Source organism: Priestia sp. VA7 (assembly GCF_055710015.1).
Genome location: NZ_JBVQPN010000003.1, coordinates 269152 through 290710, shown reverse-complemented (window position 1 = coordinate 290710; position 21559 = coordinate 269152). Strand labels below are relative to the sequence as shown.

General features: G+C 39.4%; 24 protein-coding genes. 8 read left to right on the top strand and 16 right to left on the bottom strand.

The annotated features are described in order from the left end of the window. Together AC0C45_RS14080 and AC0C45_RS14075 are read right to left on the bottom strand one after the other, a co-directional pair. Entirely contained in the window at positions 1-630 is a 630-nt protein-coding gene (locus AC0C45_RS14080; RefSeq protein ID WP_047931984.1) for a LysE family translocator, read from the bottom strand. A 27-nt stretch (positions 631-657) separates the two neighbouring features. Next, positions 658-1491: an AraC family ligand binding domain-containing protein gene (locus tag AC0C45_RS14075; protein WP_472928218.1), complete on the bottom strand. Its 834-nt coding sequence runs from the start codon at positions 1489-1491 to the stop codon at positions 658-660. 223 nt (positions 1492-1714) lie between these two features. On the opposite strand from AC0C45_RS14075, the gene AC0C45_RS14070 reads away from it, so the two are divergent. The 7 genes from AC0C45_RS14070 to AC0C45_RS14040 all read left to right on the top strand — a co-directional run bounded on the left by AC0C45_RS14070 (position 1715) and on the right by AC0C45_RS14040 (position 7440). Next, complete coding sequence (locus tag AC0C45_RS14070) at positions 1715-2536, top strand: sensor histidine kinase (protein ID WP_472928217.1); 822 nt, start codon at positions 1715-1717, stop codon at positions 2534-2536. Then, on the top strand, positions 2537-3178 hold the full coding sequence (locus AC0C45_RS14065) for a response regulator (protein ID WP_034650500.1): 642 nt from the start codon (positions 2537-2539) through the stop codon (positions 3176-3178). Positions 3179-3354: 176 nt separating this feature from the next. Beyond that, positions 3355-4341: a glycerophosphodiester phosphodiesterase family protein gene (locus AC0C45_RS14060; protein ID WP_237892565.1), complete on the top strand. Its 987-nt coding sequence runs from the start codon at positions 3355-3357 to the stop codon at positions 4339-4341. A 151-nt stretch (positions 4342-4492) separates the two neighbouring features. Next, the gene (locus AC0C45_RS14055; protein WP_237892566.1) at positions 4493-5875 is read left to right on the top strand and encodes a PepSY-associated TM helix domain-containing protein; all 1383 of its coding nucleotides are present in this window, start codon (positions 4493-4495) and stop codon (positions 5873-5875) included. A gap of 29 nt (positions 5876-5904) precedes the next feature. Next, positions 5905-6369, top strand: coding sequence for a FixH family protein (locus AC0C45_RS14050; protein WP_237892567.1), 465 nt, complete (start codon positions 5905-5907; stop codon positions 6367-6369). Positions 6370-6509: 140 nt separating this feature from the next. Then, a complete protein-coding gene (locus AC0C45_RS14045; RefSeq protein WP_013083984.1) occupies positions 6510-6932 on the top strand; it encodes a NucA/NucB deoxyribonuclease domain-containing protein in 423 nt (140 codons plus the stop codon). 163 nt (positions 6933-7095) lie between these two features. After that, a complete protein-coding gene (locus AC0C45_RS14040; protein WP_047931977.1) occupies positions 7096-7440 on the top strand; it encodes a DUF1516 family protein in 345 nt (114 codons plus the stop codon). 40 nt (positions 7441-7480) lie between these two features. On the opposite strand, the gene AC0C45_RS14035 is transcribed toward AC0C45_RS14040, so the two are convergent. From AC0C45_RS14035 to AC0C45_RS14025, 3 genes are all read right to left on the bottom strand, one after another. Then, the gene (locus AC0C45_RS14035; RefSeq protein WP_028409296.1) at positions 7481-8074 is read right to left on the bottom strand and encodes a hypothetical protein; all 594 of its coding nucleotides are present in this window, start codon (positions 8072-8074) and stop codon (positions 7481-7483) included. A 154-nt stretch (positions 8075-8228) separates the two neighbouring features. Continuing rightward, the gene (locus AC0C45_RS14030; protein WP_472928216.1) at positions 8229-8936 is read right to left on the bottom strand and encodes a TetR/AcrR family transcriptional regulator; all 708 of its coding nucleotides are present in this window, start codon (positions 8934-8936) and stop codon (positions 8229-8231) included. Then, positions 8908-10185, bottom strand: a complete 1278-nt coding sequence (locus tag AC0C45_RS14025; protein ID WP_472928215.1) for a glycosyltransferase — start codon at positions 10183-10185, stop codon at positions 8908-8910. Before AC0C45_RS14025 ends, AC0C45_RS14030 begins: the two co-directional genes overlap by 29 nt. A 297-nt stretch (positions 10186-10482) precedes the next feature. Between AC0C45_RS14025 and AC0C45_RS14020 the strand changes: the two genes are divergently transcribed. Beyond that, entirely contained in the window at positions 10483-11028 is a 546-nt protein-coding gene (locus AC0C45_RS14020; RefSeq protein ID WP_237892569.1) for a GNAT family N-acetyltransferase, read from the top strand. Positions 11029-11326: 298 nt separating this feature from the next. Here AC0C45_RS14020 and AC0C45_RS14015 read toward each other — a convergent pair whose 3' ends face one another. From AC0C45_RS14015 to AC0C45_RS13965, 11 genes are all read right to left on the bottom strand, one after another. Continuing rightward, positions 11327-11812, bottom strand: a complete 486-nt coding sequence (locus tag AC0C45_RS14015) for a hypothetical protein (protein WP_472928214.1) — start codon at positions 11810-11812, stop codon at positions 11327-11329. Between the two features lie 78 nt (positions 11813-11890). After that, on the bottom strand, positions 11891-12559 hold the full coding sequence (gene fsa / locus AC0C45_RS14010; protein ID WP_013083988.1) for a fructose-6-phosphate aldolase: 669 nt from the start codon (positions 12557-12559) through the stop codon (positions 11891-11893). Positions 12560-12608: 49 nt separating this feature from the next. After that, positions 12609-13502 (bottom strand): phosphogluconate dehydrogenase (NAD(+)-dependent, decarboxylating), encoded by an 894-nt coding sequence (gene gnd / locus AC0C45_RS14005; protein WP_034650489.1) that lies wholly within the window; start codon positions 13500-13502, stop codon positions 12609-12611. A gap of 30 nt (positions 13503-13532) precedes the next feature. Then, positions 13533-15527 (bottom strand): transketolase, encoded by a 1995-nt coding sequence (gene tkt, locus AC0C45_RS14000; protein ID WP_047931974.1) that lies wholly within the window; start codon positions 15525-15527, stop codon positions 13533-13535. Positions 15528-15555: 28 nt separating this feature from the next. Further along, on the bottom strand, positions 15556-17058 hold the full coding sequence (gene zwf, locus AC0C45_RS13995; protein WP_171776954.1) for a glucose-6-phosphate dehydrogenase: 1503 nt from the start codon (positions 17056-17058) through the stop codon (positions 15556-15558). Positions 17059-17499: 441 nt separating this feature from the next. Beyond that, complete coding sequence (locus tag AC0C45_RS13990) at positions 17500-17859, bottom strand: hypothetical protein (protein WP_047931972.1); 360 nt, start codon at positions 17857-17859, stop codon at positions 17500-17502. Between the two features lie 215 nt (positions 17860-18074). Further along, positions 18075-18485: a VOC family protein gene (locus AC0C45_RS13985; protein WP_257061944.1), complete on the bottom strand. Its 411-nt coding sequence runs from the start codon at positions 18483-18485 to the stop codon at positions 18075-18077. A gap of 14 nt (positions 18486-18499) precedes the next feature. Further along, positions 18500-19051: a shikimate kinase gene (locus AC0C45_RS13980; protein ID WP_472928213.1), complete on the bottom strand. Its 552-nt coding sequence runs from the start codon at positions 19049-19051 to the stop codon at positions 18500-18502. Positions 19052-19062: 11 nt separating this feature from the next. Next, positions 19063-19518 carry a hypothetical protein gene (locus AC0C45_RS13975; protein ID WP_095379215.1) on the bottom strand — a complete coding sequence of 152 codons (456 nt, stop codon included), beginning with the start codon at positions 19516-19518 and terminating at the stop codon, positions 19063-19065. Between the two features lie 247 nt (positions 19519-19765). Continuing rightward, complete coding sequence (locus tag AC0C45_RS13970; protein WP_034650470.1) at positions 19766-20461, bottom strand: ABC transporter ATP-binding protein; 696 nt, start codon at positions 20459-20461, stop codon at positions 19766-19768. After that, complete coding sequence (locus AC0C45_RS13965; protein WP_171776951.1) at positions 20461-21546, bottom strand: ABC transporter permease; 1086 nt, start codon at positions 21544-21546, stop codon at positions 20461-20463. Before AC0C45_RS13965 ends, AC0C45_RS13970 begins: the two co-directional genes overlap by 1 nt. Between the last annotated feature and the right edge of the window lie 13 nt (positions 21547-21559).

The window sequence follows — 21559 nt, the reverse complement described above, 5'->3', positions numbered from 1 at the left end:
TTACACTATTGTTTTTATCCCAAAACCAATCAGCAGCACTCCGCTGCATCGTTGAAAGGCTTTTTGAAACACCGGTTTTTTAAGCCATTTTTTCACGTAATCTATTACATACACCAAGATTAAAAACCATCCTACTGCTATAAGCGTCAGAATAAAACCGAGTATCAGCAGCTGTTGATTTGTGTGTGCATCCAAGTTAATAAACTGTGGCATAAACGTAATATAAACTAATACCGTTTTAGGATTAAGAAAATTACTAAGAGCCCCTTGCATATATGATTCTCTATAGCAGCGATTAGATGAAGACTTTACAGTTTTTGTTTCTTCTGAAATGGCCTCTAATGAGAGCGTATTTTTGGTCAGAAATATTCTGATACCTACGTAAAATAAGTACGCTGCCCCTATGTATTTAATCGTGTTAAACAGGTACACCGACTGAGCGATAGCAACAGACAAGCCAAGCACAGCAATTAACGTCCAAAACGTGAGGCCTGTAGCCATGCCGAGTATGGTAAAACGTCCTGCTTTTGCTCCGTGATGAAGCGTATTTTTCATGATAAGAATTGTATCAGCACCAGGTATCATGGACATGACCAATGCCATCAGCATGTAAGCAGCTAAATGATCCACAGCTCTTCTCTCCCTTTTAAGCTATTACTAGCATCCTGTTTTCTTTTCACTTTCAAAGATTTTCATGTATTGTTTTGGTGTTAGCCCAACCTGACTTTTAAAAAATCGAGTCAAATGACTTTGATCACTGAATCCCGTTAAAAAAGATACGTCAATCGGTTTTTTTCCTTGTTCTAGCAGCTTTTTAGCCTGATTGATTCGAATTGTTTCCAAGTAGCTATATGGAGAAATTCCTTTTTGCTTTGTAAAAGAGCGCAGTAGCCGGTATTTGCTCCATCCAATTAGCTGACTTAACTCATCCAGCGTGATCTTGTTTGTATAGTTGTCTTCCAAATAGCTGCAGATTGTTGTGATTTTATGGGACGTGTCAACGGCTGACGAAAGAAAAGAAAGATTTGAATGATCCTGCATGAGTTCTTCTAGCAAATATAAAAATAACTCTTCTTTCTTAAACTCACGTTCACCATTTAAAATTTGCAAATGAAGCTCTTTTAAACTAGAGACAGCATCACTTCTTTGCACCACGCTGCTGTTAAAACGCGGAAGACTTTCACTGCCGTTAATGTCAAAAACAGCTTTTTTCATCACTTCTGGCGCCACATTAATACAGCGATAATCAAGCGTTTTGCCGTCTATTTGTTCACAGCTATGGACATCATACGGATTAAACAGCAGCAAATCTCCTGGATTAATGATGTATTCTTTGCCTTGGCAAATTAAATGGCGCTGACCTTCTTCAATAAATCCAATCACATAATACTCGTGAAAATGAGCAGGAAATTTTTGCATAATCCCTTTAAAACGATAAGCTTCAATATGTAAATCGGCGTCACCGTGCGCCGTGCGAATTTCTTTTACCATCCATAAATTCCTCCTTGTCACATCCTAAGCTTTTTAACCATACCATTGACTAAAGAATTTTTCTTGTATGATATTGCAGATGAGACTTTTTTCCATTACTTTTATCCGTTCAGCTAGGGGTGGTACTAATCACTCTTAAGAGTGATTTCTCTTCTTTCCTCTAGTAATTTTCCGCTCAAATGATAAAATATAGACACATTTTATGGACGAAAGAAGGGATACCGTGAAATATAGACAAATTAAATGGCTGATTTTGCTTCTTCCAACTCTGACCATCGCGCTTTGGGAGTATATTCGTCATGCCTTTTTGCTCCCTTACATCTCAATGGATATGGGAAATGTGCTTTCTCCGCTCCTTGTCTTTTTTGTAACGCTTGTATTTGTCCGCTATTTATTTTCTATTTTAGAAAAAATGCAAGAGGAACTAAGACAAGAAAAAGAAAAGAAAGCAGCACTTATTGAACGTGAAAAATTAGCTCGTGAACTGCATGACGGCATTGCACAGTCGCTGTTTCTCCTATCTGTTAAAATGAACAAGTTCGGAAGAAAAAATAAATTAGAACAGGATCCTGACTTTATCCGAATGAAACAAACCCTTCAGCATGTTCATGACGATACGCGCCAAGCGATTACAAATTTAAAGCACTCTCCTTCAGACTCTTCAGAAAGCTGGACTGAAAGCATTCATCAATACGTCGATGATTTAACACATACTCATTTACTAGATGTAGATTTAGATTGGAGACTGTCAGAAACAACGCTGTCCAGAAAAGAAAAAAACGAGCTGTTTGCCTGTGTGAAAGAAGCGGCTATGAATGTAATCAAACATGCAAAAACGAATAAAATCTGGATTACAGCCACTGAAACGGCCGGGGGATGGATTTGTGAAATTACAGATTTCGGTACAGGTTTTACGTCCGACTCTCTCAAGTCCGGTCTTGGTTTGCAAATTATGAAAGATCGTGCGAAGGACATGAACTGGGACTTTTCCATTGAGCGAAAACAGAACCAAACCATTGTTAGCATTAAAAAGGGGGTTATGTAAATGCAGCCGTTTCGTATTTTGATTGTAGATGATCATGCTCATGCGAGAGAAGGCATTCGCGATATTTTAGAAGAATATGAAGATTTTATTATTGTTGGCGAAGGAACCAACGGGCAAGAAGCCATTGAACTGACTGAAAAGTTAATGCCTGATATCGTCCTAATGGACATTGGAATGCCTGTGATGGACGGGTTGGAAGCGACAAAACAAATTAAGCTTCAGTTTCCGTACGTTAAAATTGTGGTTATCACGGTTTCAGACGATATTACGGATTTATTTGATGCGCTGAAAAAAGGCGCACAGGGCTATTTGCTTAAAAACCTGCAGTCTGAAGTGTGGTACGACTATTTGCGTGCGTTCGCTTTAGATGAAGTTCCTATGTCAAAAGAAATTGCGTTTCAAATTTTAAAAGAGTTTCCGCAAGAAACATCGATAAAAAAAACCGACACTCCCCTTTCTGCACGAGAGCTTGAAGTACTTCAATTAGTGGCTAAAGGACTGTCGAACCGCGATATCTCCGCGCAGTTATTTATTTCTGAACACACGGTAAAAAGCCATTTGAAAAATATTTTAAGCAAGCTTCATTTAGAAAACCGCGTGCAGCTGACAAGCTATGCGTTTCAAAACGGCTTAATGAACTAACAGCTTTCACGAGCTGTTTTTTTGTGTCTGGGTAGATGTGAAACATTCTATTTTTCTACAAATTATCTGAAAACTATAATGAAGTTATTAGCGACTGGATATTGAAAGTAAGAACGAATTCTTATAGGATTTTTTAGAAGTAAGAATTAACATATAATAACTACCTGGGGGATGCTATGAATTTTTTAAAAGCGCTTTTCAAACGAAAATCTGTATGGTTTATTTTGATAGGAATCGCTGTTTTTGTCTACATAAACAATAGCTCTTTGTTGACAAAAAGAAGCGGACAGCCTCTCCTTCTTGCTCATAGAGGCGTAGCTCAAACGTTTAATATAAAAGGCCTTCAAAACGAAACGTGTACAGCGGAACGCATCTACAAACCTGAGCATTCTTTTTTAGAAAATACGATTCCTTCTATGAAACAAGCCTTTAAAGACGGAGCTGACATTGTCGAGCTAGACGTTCATATTACAAAAGACAATCAGTTTGCTGTGTTCCATGACTGGACTCTTGATTGCCGGACAAACGGAACAGGCGTAACACGGGATTACACGATGGCCGAATTAAAAAAGCTTGATATTGGGTACGGCTACACGGCAGATGGAGGAAAAACGCATCCTTTTCGCGGCAAAGGAGTCAACCTTATGCCTTCTCTAGACGAAGTGATGAAATACTTTCCGCACCAATCCTTTCTTATTCACGTGAAAAGCAATGATCCTGAAGAAGGAAAAAAACTAGCAAAGTATTTGTCACAACTCTCTAGAGAACGCTTAAAAACCATTACTGTGTACGGAGGAGACGAACCAATTGATTCGTTAAAAAAAGCGATGCCCCATCTAAAAGTTATGTCAAAAGCAACGATGAAATCTTGTCTTATTCCGTATATAGCAACCGGGTGGACCGGATACGTGCCTAAAGCATGTGAAAACACTGAACTACATATACCTGAAAAAATCGGACCTTTTCTGTGGGGATGGCCAAACCGCTTTTTAAACCGAATGGATCGTATCAATACCCGAACTGTTATTGTAGGCGGAAACGGAAGCGAATTTTCCACTGGATTTGATTCTGCCAAAGACATAAAACGCCTTCCGGATAACTATTCAGGTGGAATTTGGACAAATCGTATTGACCGTCTAGGCCCTTATTATAAAAAGAAATAAATGAAAAGCATCTGCCCTTTCTACGTGAAGCAGATGCTTTTTTATCAATTCCCTCCTCTTATAAGCCCCAACAATCACTCTCAGGGGTGATGGCTAATTCTCCCTTTCCTTCTATAATAAAAGCACGTTAGTTAGTAAAAAGGAGGAAAAAATGATGCAGGAAAAGCGCGAAGAATCAGCGAGTACAACTAAAAAAAGCACGGCGCATTCTCAAGGTCTATACAAAGCCATATGGCGCTGGCATTTTTATGCAGGTTTAGTGTTTACTCCGTTTCTTCTTATATTAGCTGTTACTGGCGGGATGTATTTATTCAAGCCTCAAATTGAAGAAAGACTGTACCACGACTTGTATCATGTTCAAGCTCAATCACAGTCTACATCCCCTTCAGCGCAAGTGCAGGCTGTAAAGGAAAAGTATCCAGGCGCTGACGTATTGACGTATAAGCCCAGTGAGCGCTCCACTCGTTCTTCAGAAGTAGGAATCTCATTAAAAGACCATACATATACGATTTTTGTTAATCCTCACAATGGTCACATTGTAGGAAAACTGGATGATTCGCGTCGCTTAATGAATCAAATTGAAGAATTTCACGGAGAGCTAATGGCAGGAACAGCGGGTGATCGTATCGTAGAACTTGCGGCCTGCTGGGCGATTGTCTTAATTGTAACCGGTGCTTTTTTATGGTGGCCGCGCAAAAAAGACAAAATAAAAGGCGTGCTGATTCCTCGTTTTTCAAAAGGTAAAAACGTGCTTGCACGAGACCTTCATGCGGTACCGGCCTTTTGGATTTCAGCTGGTATGCTTTTTCTCGTACTAACGGGCCTTCCATGGTCAGGACTGTGGGGCAATTCGTTTCAGCAAATCGCCACAAACGCAGGCGTGGGGTACCCTCCGTCTATTTGGGTAGGCAGTGCCCCTACTTCAACCGTACAAACAAAAGATGTAGCGGACGTGCCTTGGGGAGCTGAAATGTTAGAAGTTCCAAGCTCCACAGCTTCGCAATATACAAAAGTATCGCTTGATGACATTGTAGATATTGCAAAAGAACAGCATATGCACGACGGTTATACCATTTCTATTCCGCAAGAACCTCAAGGCGTGTATACGCTCTCTGTTTTTTCACCAAGAGCTCAGGATGAGGCAACCATTCACCTTGATCAATACACCGGCGCTGTGTTAGCTGATTATCGGTACGGCAACTATGGATTTATGGGAAAATTGATTGCACTTGGTATTACGCTTCATAAAGGTACGCAGTTTGGATTTATAAATCAGCTTATTGGCCTCATTATTTGTATCGGAATTGCTGGTATCGCCATCAGCGGAGCCTTACTGTGGTGGAAACGAAAACCAGCTAAAGACATACGCGCTCCTAAAGTTCCTGAAGGAAATGCAATGCGAATTGTGACGTGTATAATCGTGGTGTTTGGTCTCGTCTTTCCTTTAGTCGGACTGTCCTTAGTTATCGTGTGGCTTTTAGATTTCTTTGTCATCAAACGAATTCCAGCATTGAAGCGGTTTTTAAACGCATGATGCATGAAACGATGTGAGGTGCAGTAACAATGAACAAATGGAAAATACCCGGATTGGTCATACTCAGTACACTTGTACTTTCCGCGTGCTCTGTAAACAGTAACGCAGACCAGCTCTACAAGCAGCCAAAGCCTCTGTCTGCGCATGTGATGCTTCCTGAAAATATAGAGCCACAGAGCACACAGATGTTAGAAGTGCACGTAATGCAAGAAAATAAAACGGTGGATGATGCCAAAATCGTTCAGTTTAAAGTGTGGAAAAAAGATGCTCCCGGTAAAGTTGAAACAGCAAAGGCACATTATGACGGCAGTATGTATAAAGCAAAAGCAACTTTTAAAGAGAATGGTATTTACTATATTAAAACGGATATTAACGCGCGCGGTGAGCACATCCTTCCTACTCAGCAAGTCGCAGTAGGCAAATTATCGAAAGAAGAGTTACGTTCACTGCAGTCAGCTGAAAACGAAACGCACCATCATCACTCTCATCATTAGACATAAGCTCACGTTCAGCAGCTGTACGTGAGCTTATGTTTTTCTTATAAATTCTAGCTAGTTCCATTATATGTTTTTACATTTTTTTCTTATTACTTTAAAATAAAAGTGATAAACGTTTTATAAAGGAGTTTTACAGATTGAAAAAAATTGTTTCTGGTATTTTAATTTTAGTATTAGCCGTTATTGTTATGATTGAAGGAAATCCGTTAGAGCAGAACTCTTCAACGAATACCTCCTACGATGAAGTAATTACCTTCCCTGCTGATCGTTACCCTGAAACTGCAGCGCACATTCAACATGCAATCGATAAAGGAAAATCGGCTGTTTGTACAATCGACCGAGACGGTGCTGAAGAAAACCGCCGTGAGTCTTTAAAGGGCATTCCGACTAAAAGCGGCTACGATCGAGATGAGTTTCCGATGGCCTTTTGTGAAGAAGGCGGAAACGGTGCAGACATTGAATATGTAAAGCCTTCAGACAACCGAGGCGCCGGATCTTGGATCTCACATCAAGTAGACGAGTTTCCAGACGGCACGAAGGTTTTAATTGAAGTGAAGTAAAAAGAATGGTCATCGCGACCGTTCTTTTTTTATGTTGAGAGCCTGTATAAGAAAAAGAATAAAAAAAGAAAAATTGTTCTTGCCTAAAGATACTCTTCACTTTTAAAATAAAAACGTGTGTGTTACATATATGCATCATTGTTTTATAGGAGGAATGAGTTTCTTGGACAATCTATGGCAGCAGCTACTTCCTGCCTCATGGCAATTAACTTTATTTATTTTCTTTTTTGTGTATATCTTGCGCTACAAACAAGAGAATAAATTCAGCATGCAGCTTCACATGCTGCTTAAGTTTCTTTATGCCGTTATTTTGATTTTAAATGCGGTGTTGTTTTTAGTGGAAAGTCAGCGCGATTTTCTTTTTTATGCAACGCTTTTCATGAGTATCCTGACGATTATTTTGATGGAGTTCACGCTTTCTGCAAAAAAACAGAACGAGCTTGATTTTATTTCAGCCGTTTCTTGCTGTGTTCTTCCGATTTTTATTTCTTTACTTGAACTTAGTTAATGAACCAAAGGCCTCTAGTGATCCAGAGGCCTTTTTGATGTTATTGATCTTTGTTGTTACGGTCCATCATATCTTTTGGATCTTCTACAATATCTTCTGGATCACGGTTGTTGTCTTTTTCATCATCTCGATACATCTTGTCATTTTTATCTACGCCAGGTACGTTATTGTTGTTGTTCATATTGTCTAAGCCCGTGTTTACAAACGCCACGTATACTTTGTCGATTTTACTATCTGCTTCTCTTACACGGTCCGCAATTTTTTGTTCAAAATCAGTTGAAACTTCATGATAAGTATCGCCGTTATACGTTACAGTGTTCACCTTGCCATTATCGTTGTTGTCCGCTGCATCATTTCCAGCTAGGTCTACCGTTACATAGGCATTATTATTATCGCGAAGCACATATGCATCGTCAACTTCCTTCATATCTTCTACATTTTGCGCTGCTTCAACTGACTTTGTCGGCTGATCGGTGTTATCCATTGGGATATTGTTATCAACCCCGTCGTTTGTAGAAGTGTTGCGTAAGTCATTTTGAGTATTGTCCATTGCGTTATTGTCTTTATTTCCTCCACATGCAGCTAAGCCTGAAAGAAAAAGAACTGAAGAAGCAATGATAAGTCCTTTTTTCATTTTTTCCATCTCCTTAAATATAGTTTGCAGTCGTATTATGCTTAATTTTTGCAAAACTATTCAAAGGAGACGGAGAAGTGAAAAAACCTTTTTAAAAAATGTACTTAACGCTGCTAGCAATATTATAAGACACATTTTAATGTTACAGCTGTACTTATTCTCCTAATAGCTTTCGAACGGCTATTGAAAGCGTATTGACATGCCGTTCTACGTTTCCCGCCTCAGCAACTTGTTTCTTTTCATCGACGTTGTAAATCGGCGCTGGATTTTGTGTAATTCCGTTGATCGTTGTAGCCATAAAAGCTAGCAAATCATCTGTTGGTACAGCCGGAGAGAAATTCTTTACTTCTATTTGCTGCGTAATAAAGTCGTGAAGCTTTTTTTGAATATATTTAAGGTTAGAGACTTCAACTAGCTGATCTTCAATTTTCATAAAACGCTGAGGGTCTTTTGAATACAACGCTACTAGTTCAAAGTAAATTTCTCCTCCTGCTGTCATCGATTCTTGGATATGTTCTCCAATATACATAATAAAATCATGCAGCATTTCAAAGGAATCTTTTTTTGTCTGAAGTAGGGCTTCAATTTTATCTTTTACTTTATAGCTGACGCTTTCTTGATTAAGAAGTCCGACAAATACTTCATCAAGGTTTGAAAAATATTTGTACACGCCTCCCTGACTCATTCCAGCTTCCAAAACGATATCTCGCATGGCTACATCATGCACCGGTTTGCTCTTGCATACTCTTTTGGCTGCTTCTAAAATCTCTTGCTTCTTTTTTTCAGCGTATCCTTCCCTTACTTTTGGCATTTTTTCACGCTCGCTTACTTTTTTATTTATTTTCGAATGTCTCGAGTGCATCAATAATCACCTGAGCTGCTTTTTCAGCCCCTTTTTCAGCTCGGATTTGTTTTCCGATTTCTTGTGCTTTGGATCGAATTTCATTAACTTGCGTACAGGAAATAGCTGCGGATAATTTTTCAGCCGTCAATTCTTTTCTCGGAATGGCTTTTGCTCCAGCTCCTAGCTCGTGAATTTTTCTTCCCCAAGCGAATTGGTCATTTCCATAAGGAACAATAATACTTGGAATACCAGCTCGGAGGCCTTCCGCCGTTGTTCCTGCTCCTCCATGATGAACAACGGCAGACATTTTAGGAAACAGCCACTCATGAGGAATATCTTTTACAAATAAAATGTCTTCTGCTATCTCTTCCGTGTGATTCATTCCGCTTCCTCCTGTATTGATGATACCTCGTTTCCCGGCAAGTTTTAAGGCTTTAATCACTAAAGCAGTCGTTTCGCCTGCGTTTTTTTTATCACCAACACTTCCAAATCCAATATAAACTGGCGGTTCTCCAGCCTTTAAAAACCTTTCCAGCTTCTCTTCCGGCTGATAGCTATGGTCACTGTCCATAAACCAATTTCCGTAGGAATGAACGTGTTCAGGCCAATCTTTAGATAAGGAAAATACAGTGGGACTTGACGAAATAATGGTTGGGTTAGCTGCTGTACGCTGCTTTGGATACGGACATGAAAAATCGCTAGGTCCTGTTCCATGCTGCTGAACCCAATATTTTTTTAAAGGCCCCTTTACTACTTTCCAAAATCCCCATTCAAAAATACGATGCGTCAGCTTATTATATATTTTTCCAAATCGTGGTCGATCATAAAAAAGTAAAGCTGGATAGTCTTTTGTTGGTGTCATTGGAAAAGGGCTGGCTAAAATGCTTGGTATATTCATCTCTTTAGCAGCAAAGTAACCAATTGCCGCACCTGGATGATATACAATTGCATCGGCTCCTTTGCATGCTTTGTGCAAATCTTCTTGTATATCAATCATCATACCCATCATCTTTTCATTTTTTAAGCTTGAAAAAAATTTGAGAGGATTGTCTGCATTAATCGCGTCGTCTGCTGCTCCGCTCTCTATAATTTTAGAAACATCTCCTCGAAGCATGGCATATTCGAATCCATACGATTTTATGAAGTTTTGATAAGCTTCTGAAGCCGCAATTCGTACACGGTATCCTTTCTTTTTTAGCTCTAATCCTAAAGCCATAAAAGGCTGGGTGTCTCCTCGCGTTCCTGTTGTTAACATCGTAATAAGCATAATTTCAGCCTCTTTATATTAAAACGACAACATTGTCGTTTTAATATAATGTAACCTCCTGGAATTGATTCGTCAATATAAAAACGACAATTATGTCGTTTTTATTACTATCCTTTATTTTCCTAAGGCACTTTTTTAAGATTGCTGCTTTTAATTATAACAAGGGGAAATTTCCTTTTTATAGTATTGTATAAAGAAAGGCTTATTCAGCTAACGGGCAGTCATGTTGAATAAGACAGGATTTACTTATCCTTAAATAAAATATTTTCAAAACATCATAAAAGGAAGTGTGTACTATTGGATAGTGAAAGTAAACTCATTATTTCTCCATTAAATAATGACTTAATAGACGACATCAATATGACAAATGATTATTTTAAGTTATATGGCAGAGTTGTCCCCAGTTTGCAATCAGGAAAGTGGTCTTATAAAGAAGTTCTTTTTGATGAAACTAAAGAAACACGTTTTCCAGATGACAAACTTGATTGGAGCCAATATATAAACCGAGAGGATAAAGCTTTGTTTTTAGCTTATATGAATACTACTTGCATAGGACAGATTAGAATAAGTAAGGATTGGAATCGCTTCTGTTATATTGAAAACATTGCTACTAAAAAAGATTATAGAGGCAGCGGAGTCGGAAAGTTGCTCTTAAATAAAGCAGAAGAGTGGGCAAGACAAAGAAAACTTATAGGAATGTCCTTGGAAGCACAAGATGATAACCTTGGTGCATGCAGATTTTATGTAAAACAAGGATTCATACTAGGTGGAGTTGACACGCTAAAGCAGTCATATAATCCTACTATTAGAACCACTTTATACTGGTATAAGTTATTCAAGTAACGGGGGCTTTAGCGGAATAAGTAATAGAGTCGTTTTAACATAGGAATTTTAAAGAGTTAAATAGTTGAATTTGCTCGTCTTTAGTGAAGTCTGAAAACGTGGCATAATGTCTTTAACCATTGAGAAACCGCCTCCTGAAAGAGTATTTTATCATCTCTTATCAGGAAATAATCTATGCGAAATGAGCCTTTCCTACAGATAAGCCCGCTCTTTATAAAGAATAAAAAAAAGATGCTTCGCGTTTTAAACGAAGCATCTTTTTTAAGTGCAGCTATGAATGCCTACCTACTTTTTTAAGTTAAACTGATCGTGAGGCAGCTAATTTCTCAATCGGGGCTTGTTCAATGTCTGCTGCTGAAATATTCAGCAACTTTTCTAAAACAGCCGTTATGCCCTCATTTGTTTCATTACTTTTTTTGCAATCATTAATATGCTGGTTTAATTGCTTTTTATAAGCCTCGGTATGAATGAGCCACTGACTTAAAAGCTCTTTTGTCGCCTTTCTTTCGTCTTCGCTTTTAGCTCCAAATAAGCTCTCCATATCAGGTTCTTGAATAATTAGCTTACTAAAATCGTCGCTTACTGCAAGCCAAAAATAGTTCTTTTCGTATTCGTAATATCTGTGTTCTTTTAATAAAAAGTAGCCAATTTCAAATTCAATGCGATAGAGCTGCTGGTTAACTTTAGGCGCATGAAGGCTTTTAAAGTTAATATTCTCTACATCATCTACATAAACCTCTAAACCGTATTGGGTTTTAATCATCTTAGCGTCTACTGTATTCATGGTGTTTACCTCTTTAAGGATATTATGAGAGAACGCGTGCATTCTTTTTTTAGAATGCGCACGTTCTTTATCTTTTACTTAGTTTTGAACAGCATTTTTCCAATCAGCCGCAAATTTTTCAATTCCTTGTTCGGTTAAAGGATGTTTAACAAGCTGCTCGATTACTGAATATGGAATAGTTGCAATATGAGCTCCAGCAAGGGCTACGCGTGTAACGTGGTCCGGATGTCTTACAGAAGCCGCAATGATTTGAGAGTCGATATTTTGAATGCGGAACAACTCAGCAATTTTAGCCACAAGCTGTACGCCGTCTTCTGAAATATCATCAAGGCGACCAAGGAATGGAGATACATATGTTGCACCTGCACGGGCTGCTAAAAGAGCTTGGTTCACAGTGAAAATCAGCGTTACGTTTGTTTTTACACCTTTTTTAGCAAGGTAGCGAGTCGCTTCTAGTCCAGCGAGTGTCATTGGAAGCTTGATCGTAATGTTTTGATCCCCGCCGTTAATTTTGATTAATTCTTCTGCTTGGGCAATCATGTCTTCTGCTGTTTCGGCATCCGGCGTCACTTCTGCTGAAACGGATTCTACTTCTGGAACGGTTTTTAAAATTTCTTCAATACGATCTTCAAACTTTACGCCTTCTTTTGCAACAAGAGAAGGGTTTGTTGTAACACCAGATAAAACGCCCAATTTGTATGCTTTTTTAATATCGTCAAGGTTTGCAGTATCAATAAAAAATTTCATTTTTTCATTCCTCCATTAGTTTTTTTTACTATACCCAGTATTTCACTTGTTATTTCTTTTCCACAGCATGACCGCCAAACTCGTTTCGAAGCGCGGAAACTACCTTTCCTGTAAAGGTATCATCTTCAAGCGAGCGATAGCGCATTAGTAAAGACATCGCAATAACCGGCGTAGCTGTTTGAAGGTCTAAAGCCGTTTCTACCGTCCATTTTCCTTCACCAGAAGAGTTCATAACTCCTTTGATGTCGTCTAGCTTAGCATCTTTAGAGAATGCATTTTCGGTTAATTCCATTAGCCATGAACGAATAACAGATCCATTGTTCCATACTCTCGCCACTTTTTCGTAATCATAGTCGAACTGGCTTTTTTCAAGAACTTCAAATCCTTCTCCGATTGCAGCCATCATGCCGTATTCAATGCCGTTATGAACCATTTTTAAAAAGTGGCCGCTCCCTGCTTCTCCAGCGTATAGGTATCCGTTTTCTACAGCTGTATCGCGAAAGATAGGTTCAACAATTTCCCACGCTTCACGATCTCCGCCAATCATATAACATGCTCCGTTACGAGCGCCTTCCATTCCGCCAGATGTTCCAACGTCCATAAAGCGGATTTTGTTTTCTTTTAACTCGTTATAGCGTCGAATAGACTCTTTGTAATGAGAGTTTCCCGCTTCAATAACGATATCTCCTTCAGTTAAAAAAGGCGTCACTTCACTAATAACAGAATCAACAACCGTATGAGGAACCATCAGCCATACAACTCTTGGTGTTTCGAGTGACTGAACAAGCTCCTGTAAGCTTGATACTCCTGACGCACCGTACCCTTTCATTTGCTCCACTGCATTTGAATTTACGTCAAATGCTACAACGTCATGACGCTGATCCAATAAATTTTGTCCTAAGTTAATCCCCATTTTCCCTAAACCAACTAATCCTACTTTCATGTGAACAGCTCCTTCTATTTATCTTTTTATTTAAGCCTTTAGCAATTCTTTTGCTTGTGCCACTACGTTTTCTTCTGTAAATCCAAACAGCTTCATCACATCAGCTCCGGTTCCTGAAGCACCAAATGTGTCAACAGCTAACACTTTTCCTTTTGGCCCTACAAAACGTTCCCAGCCAAGTGAAATTCCCATTTCTAGAGAAATTCGCTTTGAAATAGATTCAGGCAAGATACGCTCTTGATACTCTTTTGACTGTTTGTTAAACAGCTCCCAGCTAGGCATTGCTACAACACGTACAGATACATTTTCACGCTCTAGCTGAGCTTTTGCACCGACCGCTAATGCTACTTCAGAACCTGTGGCGATGAAAATCATCTCCGGCTTATCGTTTGTTTCGGTTAATACGTAAGCTCCCTTAGCTAGGTGGTTGATATTTTGTTTTGTTTCTTCAAATACAGGCAAGTTTTGACGGCTAAGCACTAAGGCTACAGGGCCTTCCGCTTGCTGAAGCGCATAAGCCCAAGCGCTAGCTGTTTCGTTTGCATCAGACGGACGGATTACGGTAAGCTCTGGAATTGCACGAAGAGAAGCTAAATGTTCAACGGGCTCATGAGTTGGTCCATCTTCTCCTACTGCTATGGAATCATGAGTAAATACATATGTGACCGGCAGCTTTTGCAGTGCAGCTAAACGAATCGCTGGACGCAAGTAATCATTAAAAACAAAGAATGTGCTGACAAACGGCTTCACACCTCCGTGAAGGGCCATTCCATTACCGGCCGCTCCCATTGCATGTTCACGTACGCCGAAATAAATATTTCGATTACCGAAATATCCTGGTGCGTAAGGACCGTCTTCTTTAATGTCTGTCATCGTAGAATGCGATAAATCAGCGCTGCCTCCAAAAATAGATGGCACAGATTTAGTGAAATAATTAATCGCTTCTCCGCTTGCAACACGAGTCGACATCGCTTTTTCTGATGGAAATGTTAAAATATCATTCACTTCAATTAACGCTTCGCCTGTGATGGCACGTTCTAATTCATCAGCGAGCATAGGGTATTCTTTTTGGTAAGAAGCAAACAGTTCGTTCCACTCTGCTTCTGCTTTCATCCCTTTTTCTTCTAGCTTTTCAAAATGAGCTTTTACTTCTTCTGGAACATAGAAGTTTTCTTCAGCTTCCCAGCCGTAGGCTTGTTTTGTTGCTTTTGCTTCTTCTTCTCCAAGCGGATTGCCGTGTGCTTTATTTGTTCCTGCTACTTTTGGACTTCCGTAGCCAATAATGGTTCTTACTTCGATAAGCGTTGGCTGTTCGGTGTTTTGCTTCGCTTTTTCGATGGCGCTTGTGACTTCGTCTACGTCATTTCCATCTTCTACACGCAAATACTGCCAGTTTGCAGATTCCGCTCTTTTTTGGATATTTTCACCAAACGAAAGATTTAATTCCCCGTCTAACGAAATATCGTTGGAGTCATATAAAGCGATAAGCTTGCCAAGCTTCATATGGCCAGCCATGGACATCGCTTCATAAGAAATGCCTTCCATCAAGTCACCATCGCCTACTAATGTATACGTATAGTGATCAACGACAGGGAATTTTGACTGGTTAAACTTTGCCGCTAAATGAGCTTCTGCCATTGCCATTCCGACTGCATTTGCAATTCCTTGACCTAAAGGACCTGTTGTTGCTTCCACGCCGTCCGTATGGCCAAATTCAGGATGACCCGGTGTTTTACTGTTTAATTTGCGGAAGCTCTTTAAATCTTCTACCGATACATTGTATCCACTTAGATGAAGCATGCTATACAGCAAGCTTGAGCCATGACCGGCTGATAAGATAAAACGATCTCGGTTAAACCAGCTTGAATTTGCCGGATTATGCTGTAAGTGATTTGCCCACAGCGCATAGGTCATCGGAGCCGCTCCCATCGGAAGCCCAGGGTGGCCTGAATTAGCTGCGTTTACCGCATCAATTGACAGGGTGCGAATCGTATTAACTGCAAGTATGTCTATGTTGGTACTCATGTTTCATCCTTCTTTCGCTTTGTTTGTATTAAACTAGCTGCACTTCGCGTGATTGACTTGCTGTTTCTTCATCCAACCACCACTTAAAACCGTCTTTTTCTAAAAGTGCATATGATGCGTCAGGGCCGTATGAACCAGCAGCATATTTATAAAGCGGCACTGTATTTTCCTCAAACGCTTCAAGAAGCGGCTGAACCCATTCCCAAGCTAGCTCTACTTCTTTCCAATGAGCAAAAAATGTAGAATCTCCGGCACATGCATCTGCAATAAGACGCTCATATGCTTCCGGCGCTCCTTCTTGCTGACCTGAGAAATTAATTTGTACAGGCTCAATATGACCATGATTAAATGGATTTTTGCTGTTTAACTGCAGCGTAATATTTTCGTGCGGGTTGATTTCAATGATCAACAGATTTGGAGATGTTGTTTCTCCTTTGTCTAAGTACAACTCTTTTAGCGAGTCTTTGAATTCAATAACAATTCGCGTCGCTTTTTCCGCCATTCTTTTCCCTGTACGAATGTAGAAAGGAACGCCTTTCCAAAGCGAATTATCGATATATAGTCTGGCTGCTAAAAACGTATCTGTCTGTGAAGATGGTGAGACACCGGGCTCATTTATGTAGCTCGGCACTGAAGCCCCGTTTATTTTTCCAGCCTCATATTGACCGCGAACAACGTCTAGATCCATCTCTTCTTTTACAAGCGGACGAAGTGCTTTTAACACATTTATTTTTTCGTTTCGAATGTCATCAGCGCTAATGCGAGCCGGTAAGTGCATAGCCGTCATCATCAGCATTTGCAGCATATGATTTTGAACCATATCTCGAATCGCTCCTGAATGGTCATAATAGCTTGCTCTTTCCTCTACGCCGACCGTTTCACTTGCTGTAATTTGTATATTCGCAATATGTTCGTTATTCCATAATGATTGAAGAATAGGATTAGCGAATTCCAGCGCTTCTAAATTTTGTACCATCGACTTGCCAAGATAGTGGTCAATGCGGTAAATCTCTTCTTCTTTAAACGCTTTGCTTAAGTTTTCGTTTAATTGACGAGCTGACTGTAGATCATGGCCAAATGGTTTTTCAATAATTAACCGTTTCCAACCTTTTGTAGCACCTAAGCCACTGTCTTTAATATGCTCGGCAATCGTACCGAAAAATTCTGGTGCAACGGAGAGATAAAACATTCGGTTGCTTGGAATATTTAATTCTGCTTCTCGTGCTTCTACTAGATTTAACACACTTTTATAGTCTTCAGCATTCGTTGCATCCAATTGGCTGTAGCGAAAAGCTGACAGAAAATGCTGCATAAGAGATGAATCTTTTTCGACGCGACGTGAAAAAGTGTGAATAGATTCTTCTACTTTTTTCTGAAAATCTGCATCGGACATCTCCCTTCTGCCTAGTCCTACAACAGAAATTGATTTAGGGATTTTCCCGTCTACAAATAAATTATAGAGTGCAGGATAAATTTTGCGTTTCGCTAAATCACCTGTTGAACCGAATAAAACAAAAGTCATCGCTTCCATATCTCTTCCTCCTGTTAGGAAAAATATAATCTTTTAAAAGTAACTTTTCTTTCACTCGTTACTTTATGTAACCTATATTATTCCTGAAATATTTTTTCGTCAAGATATTAATCTCGTAAAAAATCATTTCAATTTTCTTTTTTTTCTTTAAACCTTATAGCGGCTTATCTCGGTTAGTTTATGGAAAAATAATGAAAATTCTTTTTAGTTGAATTTAGAAAATAAAACTGCTTTAATGGATTTGATAGAATTGTATGAGAGTAAAAACATACATAATGTTTGCATATGTGCCGGGGAAAAATATCAAAAGGTGGAAGTGCTATGAAAGCTCAACGAATGAAGATGGTTGAAGGCCTATCTATTTTTCGCGTAAAAAAATCGCAGAACACTTTAAGGGAGAAAGAAAGTTTGACCTCTTTCTTTTAAGCTGCACGCACGCCTTTAATGCGTAGCTACAGCGAGAAGCATAAGCATCATATAGAGGTTAAAAACAGCTAGTAAAACAAGAGCGATATAGACTAGTTTTTTACCTGTTTTCCCTAAAAAATAGACGTTTATTAAACTAAAATATACGCTTGCTGCGCATAAAGCGAATGCAAGAAATTCCTTGCACTCACGGGGCTTCATTTGAAAATATGGATTATAATAAATTCCGAGATTATTACTAATAGCGAACGGGACAGTCCACCATCTGATTAAAACCCCTATGAACATAAATATTCCGATTACATTTAGCGTAAATCGCAGCGTTCTCTCCTTTTTCACGCTTCTTTTTGTAGATTCTTTAAAGTTTACCCGCATGTATTTCCCCCCTGATGTTTTTAACACAGTAACTGTTTTGAGCAGATCTTATATAAACGTTCCTTCTTTTAATTTTATACACGCTAGGTCTTACAGATGACATGATTGACATAAGAAAAGCTTCTTCCATTCATAAAGGAAGAAGCCTTAAATAATGAGACTATATTGATCAATGCTTTAGTTCACCTCTGTATTCTTTTCTATTACAGCTCTTACTACGATGACTTTCCCATTCCCTTCGCAGAATGCCCATTTTCCATAACCGCAAAATAGTTATCTTCACTATCTGAAAAGTTAAAGACTCGCCCTGAAGGCATAGATACGATTTCTCCCACCGTTACGCCTTTAGCTGTTAAATCACTATATAATTCATCCACATTTTCTGTAAAAAACAGCAGTGAAGGAGTCCCGACATTTAATTCTGGCTGCATTTTTGCTATTCGCTGTTTGTTATGAAGGATAATGGTTGTTTCGGCACCCGCTACCGGCGCTAGCTCAATCCACTTCATGCCTTGTTCATTATTTTGTTCAGACATAACCTGAAATCCCATTTTTTCTGTCCAAAACTTTACCGCTTGATCTTGATCGTTTACATATACCATAATTTGACCGACTTTTTTAATCATTACTTTCACTCCTTTTATATAGATAAAATAATTTCTTCCGCTATGGTATCTGCCGACTTTCCCTTTGTGTAGATCGTTTGTTTTGCCAACTTGTAATTTGATGAGTGTTTTACAAAATGTTTGTTAAGTTCAAAAATATCGTTGTCATCCGTTATTTGTTGCAATCTTTGATGCAATATCTGTATGGACTCTTCTCTGTCAGCACTCGGAAGCAATAAAAACAGGGAGTCGTAAGGTTTTAACGTTTTTTCTACTTGTTGAAACAGCTTTATGTCTTCATAGACCGAGTGGCCGGCGCCAAAATCAATGACCGCATGCTTGTACTCTTCTAGTATTCTTTTAACGGCGTAGGCTTCAAACGGCTTCCAATAGGCGTACATGCCTTGAAATCCTTGTTTTTCTCCAATTTGTTGCTGTATTTCTTTGCTGAATCCTATTTCCCCGTAGTAGGAAAATCGCACTTCATCCATTGAGCACTGAGGAATATTTAGTTTGGTTGCCACTTTTTCACCGACCGTCGTTTTTCCAGCGCACATAGGTCCAATGAGAATAATAGGGATCTGCATAGGCTCTCTCCTTATTTCACTTCCAGCACAAACGCGTACAACGCATCTCCATTAGATACATTTTTTTGATTTTCATCCATCCACCATACCGAATATGAGTAGTAGTAAGTGCCTGTTTTTGAAGGTGCTTTCAGCTTACTTTTCTTTAGTGGTACGTCCACTTCGTGTTTGTTTTGTATTTGTACCATATGCCTCTCGTTAGGCTGCCTCTTATGTTTGATAGTAAGCGCTAGCGATTCATTTGCTTTAACTTCAATAGGCTTTTCTGTTTTTAATAATTCCAAAGGTCCTGCTTTATCCACACACGTGTTTTTCCAGCAGTAAGTGCCAGTTTTTGTTTCGTAAAGGTGGTCGTTTATTTCGAGATACACTTTTGGCGGGGATTCTTCAAGAAATCCACTGCTTGAACATCCCGTAATGCTTGCCATGATAAGTCCAAACGCGGTTGTTTTCCATATTCTCATCATTTCATCACCTTTTTATTATTTCTTCATAGCTCTTTCATTTCCTGTTTCTTATTTTCTTCCTTCTTAAATTACGAGACATATGTTAATCGTTTTATTTCGCTACACGTTTTTTAAAGAAATGGAATATGAATAACTAACTTATTTGCTAATAAGATAGTGAACGTATGGAGGCGCCAAACCGATACGACAAATGTATGTACAATGAAGAACGCAAAAAAGTGCTGCTCTTGACAAGAGCAGCACTTTTTTAAACTTGCACGTTATTTGATTCTGCTAATTTTCCATCTTCCATCCACACAACGCGATCACACAAATCTAGCATTCTTTGGTCATGCGTAACCATTACAGCTGACTTGCCCCTTAGCTTCACTTCATCTGCAAGCATTTGCACGACCGCTCTTCCTCGCTCTGAATCCAAGCTTGCCGTCGGCTCGTCTGCAAAGATAATTTCAGGGTTATTCATCCATGCTCTTGCAATCGCTACCCGCTGGCGTTCTCCTCCCGATAAACTTTCAGGATAGTGATGCTTTCGATGAGCAAGCCCTAGTTTTTCAAGCAAATCATCCGCTCTTTTTTTGGCTTCTTTGTCTCGATTTCCTTCTAGTTCCGTGACAAGAAGCAGCTGATCGCGAACCGTTAAATACGGAATTAAATTAGCTGATTGAAAGATAAAGCCGATTTTTTTCAAACGGATGCTGTTCATTTGCGCTGAAGACATGTTATTAATCTCGTCTCCATCAATCATCACACGTCCGCCAGACGGTGAAAGCAGCGCGCCTGCAATGGATAAAAAGGTACTTTTCCCAGAACCGGAAGGACCGACAATAGCCACAAGCTCTCCCGCTTTTACACGCAGCGATAGATTATTTAACACGACTACAGCGTTTTCTCCGTCTCCAAACGACTTGCTAACACTCTCTAAAACTAGTTTTTCTTCACTCATTACACAGCCCTCCCAATCGCTTCAACCGCATCTACTTTTGCTACGCGATACAGCGATAATAATGAACTCAGTACAGAAACAGCTAAAAACAGCGCCGAACACCCTGCGATCAGCGACACGTCCAAGTGGAACGGCATGGAATCCGGTAAAATAGCAGCTACTCCGTATGTCAATCCAATACTGATAGCAAGACTGCATAATGTTAACACAACCACTTGAGATAAAATCGTGCGCGCTAAATAGCTTGTTTTTGCTCCTATCGCTTTTAACACGCCAAACTGATTCATTTTTTGAAGCGTCATCACGTAGAAGAAAACGGCTAAGACAAAAGCTCCAATGATAAAAAGAAACGCGACCATCATTAAAAGAGAGCCTTGTTCTTCTTGATAGCCAGGAATTCCTTTTAACGCTTCATCTTTACTAATTACATTCACGTCAGCTTCTTTTTTGTGAAGATCCTGTGCCTGCTGGCTGTTCATATTTAATACAACCGCATTAAAAGCACCTGTGCTTTCAAGCGTAGTCCATTCTTTCAAGTTAATATGAATGACGGGCGCGTGACTAAACGACTGATTTTTTGTAAAACCAACAATCCTAAAGCTTTTTCCTGAAGCCGTGTCTTTTATCATATCACCTAGCTTTACTCCTTTTTCTTTTAGCGAAGAGTCCGCCACAGCTTCATGTTTCGCATCGTCCGTAATCATCTTCCCTTCTGTTACGTTCGGAGCTAAAAAGCCGCTTGTGCTTATGGCAAAAAACGAGGCGTCGATTTTTTTCTGTTTTCCTTCATTTATAACGGCTGTCATTATTACACCAAGCGGCTCAGCATTTTTCTTGCCGCTTAGCTGTTGAATATCTTCTGTTTTGTTTATGGATAAAACAGAGCGCGTCAGGCGCTGATCCGCTTCTTTTTGAAGCACAACATAATTTCCTTTCATTTCTTGAACAGCTGAAGCATTGTCAGAAGAGAGCCCTTTTGCTAAGCCTGATACAAAAAGCACAAGCCATACAATTAACACCATAATCACGCCAATGAGTAAGTAGCGCAACTTCGCATGTTTCAATTCACGTAAAGCCAAAAACATGTTTCTTTCATCT

Coding starts and splice junctions, on each gene's coding strand:
- AC0C45_RS14075 (WP_472928218.1), bottom strand. CDS start 1,491: ATGGTAAAAGAAATTCGCACGGCGCACGGTGACGCCGATTTACATATT.
- AC0C45_RS14065 (WP_034650500.1), top strand. CDS start 2,537: ATGCAGCCGTTTCGTATTTTGATTGTAGATGATCATGCTCATGCGAGA.
- AC0C45_RS14060 (WP_237892565.1), top strand. CDS start 3,355: ATGAATTTTTTAAAAGCGCTTTTCAAACGAAAATCTGTATGGTTTATT.
- AC0C45_RS14055 (WP_237892566.1), top strand. CDS start 4,493: ATGATGCAGGAAAAGCGCGAAGAATCAGCGAGTACAACTAAAAAAAGC.
- AC0C45_RS14050 (WP_237892567.1), top strand. CDS start 5,905: ATGAACAAATGGAAAATACCCGGATTGGTCATACTCAGTACACTTGTA.
- AC0C45_RS14035 (WP_028409296.1), bottom strand. CDS start 8,074: ATGAAAAAAGGACTTATCATTGCTTCTTCAGTTCTTTTTCTTTCAGGC.
- AC0C45_RS14030 (WP_472928216.1), bottom strand. CDS start 8,936: ATGCACTCGAGACATTCGAAAATAAATAAAAAAGTAAGCGAGCGTGAA.
- AC0C45_RS14025 (WP_472928215.1), bottom strand. CDS start 10,185: ATGCTTATTACGATGTTAACAACAGGAACGCGAGGAGACACCCAGCCT.
- AC0C45_RS14015 (WP_472928214.1), bottom strand. CDS start 11,812: ATGAATACAGTAGACGCTAAGATGATTAAAACCCAATACGGTTTAGAG.
- fsa (WP_013083988.1), bottom strand. CDS start 12,559: ATGAAATTTTTTATTGATACTGCAAACCTTGACGATATTAAAAAAGCA.
- gnd (WP_034650489.1), bottom strand. CDS start 13,502: ATGAAAGTAGGATTAGTTGGTTTAGGGAAAATGGGGATTAACTTAGGA.
- tkt (WP_047931974.1), bottom strand. CDS start 15,527: ATGAGTACCAACATAGACATACTTGCAGTTAATACGATTCGCACCCTG.
- zwf (WP_171776954.1), bottom strand. CDS start 17,058: ATGGAAGCGATGACTTTTGTTTTATTCGGTTCAACAGGTGATTTAGCG.
- AC0C45_RS13990 (WP_047931972.1), bottom strand. CDS start 17,859: ATGCGGGTAAACTTTAAAGAATCTACAAAAAGAAGCGTGAAAAAGGAG.
- AC0C45_RS13985 (WP_257061944.1), bottom strand. CDS start 18,485: ATGATTAAAAAAGTCGGTCAAATTATGGTATATGTAAACGATCAAGAT.
- AC0C45_RS13980 (WP_472928213.1), bottom strand. CDS start 19,051: ATGCAGATCCCTATTATTCTCATTGGACCTATGTGCGCTGGAAAAACG.
- AC0C45_RS13975 (WP_095379215.1), bottom strand. CDS start 19,518: ATGATGAGAATATGGAAAACAACCGCGTTTGGACTTATCATGGCAAGC.
- AC0C45_RS13970 (WP_034650470.1), bottom strand. CDS start 20,461: ATGAGTGAAGAAAAACTAGTTTTAGAGAGTGTTAGCAAGTCGTTTGGA.
- AC0C45_RS13965 (WP_171776951.1), bottom strand. CDS start 21,546: ATGTTTTTGGCTTTACGTGAATTGAAACATGCGAAGTTGCGCTACTTA.